Consider the following 419-nt stretch of genomic DNA (forward strand, 5'->3'; position numbering starts at 1 on the left):
GTGTGGAGCATAAGCCTTATGCTGAAAAGGAATGCCATATAATGCTGGTAGAGCCTAAAGGTGTAGTCAACACTGGTGAAACTAATTCCAAACTAACTGCTGATAATAATATATGGATTTAAATCAATATTTCAATTACTTTCTTTGGATCAACATATAAAAGGAAGTTACATATTTTCCGCAATCGGGCTCGATTGTGGAGCAAGAAGTAAAGGAGTGATACATATTAGTCAATGACTAATATGTATCACTCCTTATTTTTTATGACTTTTTTTGATTTAGGTCTTAATACTGTAAATTAAACAACTTTATTGTCACTAAACAAATATATCTCTAATCATTCTTTTTCATCACAAAATCTTTTGGATTCCCTTTTAACTTGTAATACTTCTTGTTAAGACGAATAGCTACTATGGAGA

1 pseudogene is annotated in these 419 nt (G+C 31.0%); it reads left to right on the plus strand.

What is annotated here, in order from left to right:
• A pseudogene (locus tag AC1DJR_RS33670) lies at positions 1 to 122 on the plus strand (cupin domain-containing protein); the annotation flags it as partial.
• Between the last annotated feature and the right edge of the window lie 297 nt (positions 123 to 419).

The organism is Bacillus sp. 05T31 (assembly GCF_056396725.1).